Below are 2,800 nucleotides of genomic sequence, written 5' to 3'. Positions count from 1 at the left end.
GGCCTAGGCAGCACGAGGCGGAGGCCAGGCCGGCCGCGGCGAGCTTCGCGAGGGATCTGCGGCTCATCCGGAATGCGGTTGTCATCTGCTCTCTCCTTCGTCGGGCAATTCCTGCCGGGACCGCGCAGGAATGCCCGCGAAAGCGGATAACAGAACAATAAAGGCACCTTTGAGTGAAGTGCCCTTATTCGCTTTGACAACCGTATTCCGGGTGACGGAATCTGTCCGGAGGGCCGGTGCACCCGGCGGCCTTACCCGCCGGCCGGATGCCCCGGAAGTGTGGCACTACCAGCGGTACCAGCGTGACCCGGACGAAGGGTGGATGAGAAAACCGAGTAGCCACAGCACCAGAACGACGCCTGCGGCGATCCACAGTGCATGCAGGACGAATCCGACTCCGCCGAGCACGAGTGCGAGCAAGAGAACCAGAACAATGGCCAACATCGTTACCTCCTCGCCCCCGAAAGTTGGTCGTTACGGACTTACCCGTTCCGGTGGACGGTAAACAATCACGCCCGCTGCCAGGCCGGGAACTCGCCGAGTTCGCAGTGCACGCGATACCAGCCAGGGCCCGAAACCGGATCGAGGCCGACGAGCGGTTCCCAGTCTCCCGGTGGTACCCACAACTGGCGGCCGCCGCCGGGTTCGAGCAGCGGCGCGACGAAGAGGTCCGGACCCAGCAGGTACTGCAGATCGGCGTCGCGCGCCGCCCGGTCGCCGGGAAAGGCCAGCACCATCGGGCGCATCATCGGCATTCCCGTTCCGGTCGCCTCCAGCGCGGCCGAGATCAGGTAGTCCTGCCACTCCTTGCGGAGCCGGCAGATCGCGGTGACGGCGTCGCGAGCGGGCGCCGGATAGGCGGTCGGTTCCCGCGCACCGACCCCGTGGAACCGCATGATCGGCGAGAACGCCGCGAACTGCGCCCACCGCACGTACAGTTCCGGTTCCACATCCGCCCGGATCTCACCAGGGGTCATGGTCCTGCGCAGTTCGAGTGCGTGCCGGTACGAGGCCGGGGTCCAGTAGCCGCCCGCGTCGTGCGTGACGAACGCGAGGCCGCTCAGCGACATCGACAGGCAGGCCCGCAGCGTGGAGGTGAGCCCGCTCCACGTGGAGGGCAGGTCCCCGGCCCACTGAGCGGACGCCCGTTGCTGCCCGCCGGTGCCGGAACGGGACAGCGCGACGAAATCGCCGTTCCTCGCGCGTTCACCCGCTTCCGCGACCGCCTCCGCGTACAGCAGGCCGTAGCTGTTGTGCCGGTCGGCACCGGTGGTGCCGTCCACGAAGCGCGCGTCCGCGGCCACTTCTTCGCCGAAATCGGCGAGCACCGCGTCGGCGCCTTCTTCGTCGAGCGTGCGCGCCAGGCGCTCGACCCACCACCGTCGGGCCTCGGGCGAGGTGAAGTCGACCGGCAGGGTTTCCGGGTTGTCGTCGGTGGCCGACGGTTCCGCTTCCGGCGTGCTCACGAGGTAGCCCGCTTCGGCGGCCCGTTCGGCGATCGGCGTGCCCTTGCCGAGGTACGGGTTGATCCACAGGCTGGTGCGCACCCCTCGTTCGCGCAGGCGCCGCGTCCACCCGGCCGGGAAGCGCGCACGGTCGGCACCGGTGTTCCAGGCCGCCGCGTCGAGCACCACCTCGTCGAGCCACTCGTCCACGTGCACCACGTCCACCGGGCAGTCCGCCGCCAGCACGTCGTCCACAGCGGACACCGCTTCGTCCGCGGTGAAGTACGAAGACCGGCCGAGCCAGACACCGAAGGCCCAGTCCGGCATGGGCTTCGGCAGCCCGGTGAGGGCGTGGTACTGCCGCAGCATCGCGGGCGGATCGCCCGAGAGCACGAACAGATCCAGCCGGTCCCCGTCCACCTCGATGCGCGCGGCCTCCGAATGGGTCGCTCCGAGATCGGCCTCGATCACCGCGCCGGTGTTGAGGAACAGTCCCCAGCCCTCGTCCGACCACAGGAACGGCACGTTCAGGTAGGCGGTGTCGCGACCGGCCCTGCGGTCGACCTCGGTGTTGCGCAGCCGGCGAAACCGCTTTCTGAGATTGATGCCCTGGTAGCTCTCGCCACCGCCGTAGACGGCGCAGTCCGGCGACAGCCGGACCGTTTCGACCCAGCCTCCCGGCCACTCGGCCCCGGCCTCGCGGTATCCCGAGGAGTACGGCACGGTCGACGCGCCGGGTTCGCTGAACCGCTGGTATTCACCGCACCGGAAGCCCTGCCCGTCGGCCTCCCAGAAGGCCTCGACGCCGGGGCCGCTGATCTCCACACCGCCGTCACGGTGAGCCAGGTCCGCCGGCTGTTCGGCCGAGTGCACGAGCATGCCGGACTCGGCGGGTGGGGGAGTGCCGAGCCGCACGCGCAGCACTCCGGGCAGTGGCACCGTAACCTCGACGGGCAACGTCCTGCCGGACTTCAGTCGCACTTCGAGGGCGTCACCGCGTACGGCGACGCCGACGTAGGGGTCCAAGCCGGTCATCACCGTTTCTCCTACCCCGGGCCAGGAGGGTGAAACCCGGGCCGGGCAGGGGCGGTGCCGGTCAGTGGCGGTGGTGCCCGCCGTGGTGCTGGTGGTCGGCCAGGGCCTGGTCGTACTGCTGGTAGGCCCAGGTGTAGTCGGACGCGGGCAGCCGGAAGGGTCGCGGCACGCTCATCGACGGATTCGCCGGTGGCGTACTGGCCTTGTTCACAGCCGGTTTCTTCGTCTTCGTCTTCGTGTTCGCCGGAGCCGGGGCGGGCAGTGTCCCGCTGAACCGGCCCTGGTCGGGCTGCTGCGCGACGGCCGCGGGGGGCTGGGGC

The 2,800-nt window shown here is 69.6% G+C and carries 3 protein-coding genes; all 3 read right to left on the bottom strand.

Annotation, left to right across the window (positions count from 1 at the left end; genetic code table 11):
* Positions 1 to 285: 285 nt before the first annotated feature.
* Positions 286 to 444, bottom strand: a complete 159-nt coding sequence (locus tag FNH05_RS35675; protein ID WP_144593254.1) for a hydrophobic protein — start codon at positions 442 to 444, stop codon at positions 286 to 288.
* 65 nt (positions 445 to 509) lie between these two features.
* Positions 510 to 2,480 (bottom strand): glycoside hydrolase family 31 protein, encoded by a 1,971-nt coding sequence (locus FNH05_RS35670; RefSeq protein ID WP_144593253.1) that lies wholly within the window; start codon positions 2,478 to 2,480, stop codon positions 510 to 512.
* A gap of 61 nt (positions 2,481 to 2,541) precedes the next feature.
* Positions 2,542 to 2,800 (bottom strand): hypothetical protein (locus FNH05_RS38580; RefSeq protein ID WP_222426811.1); only part of this gene is annotated, 259 nt, incomplete at its 5' end.

The sequence above is a fragment of the Amycolatopsis rhizosphaerae genome (assembly GCF_007713715.1).
Classification (GTDB): Bacteria; Actinomycetota; Actinomycetes; order Mycobacteriales; family Pseudonocardiaceae; genus Amycolatopsis_E; species Amycolatopsis_E rhizosphaerae.
This window is presented reverse-complemented; position numbering and strand designations above follow the sequence as displayed.

Bases quoted from the DNA above. Each gene is read 5' to 3' on its own strand.
- FNH05_RS35675 (WP_144593254.1), bottom strand. From the start codon at position 444: ATGTTGGCCATTGTTCTGGTTCTCTTGCTCGCACTCGTGCTCGGCGGA.
- FNH05_RS35670 (WP_144593253.1), bottom strand. From the start codon at position 2,480: ATGACCGGCTTGGACCCCTACGTCGGCGTCGCCGTACGCGGTGACGCC.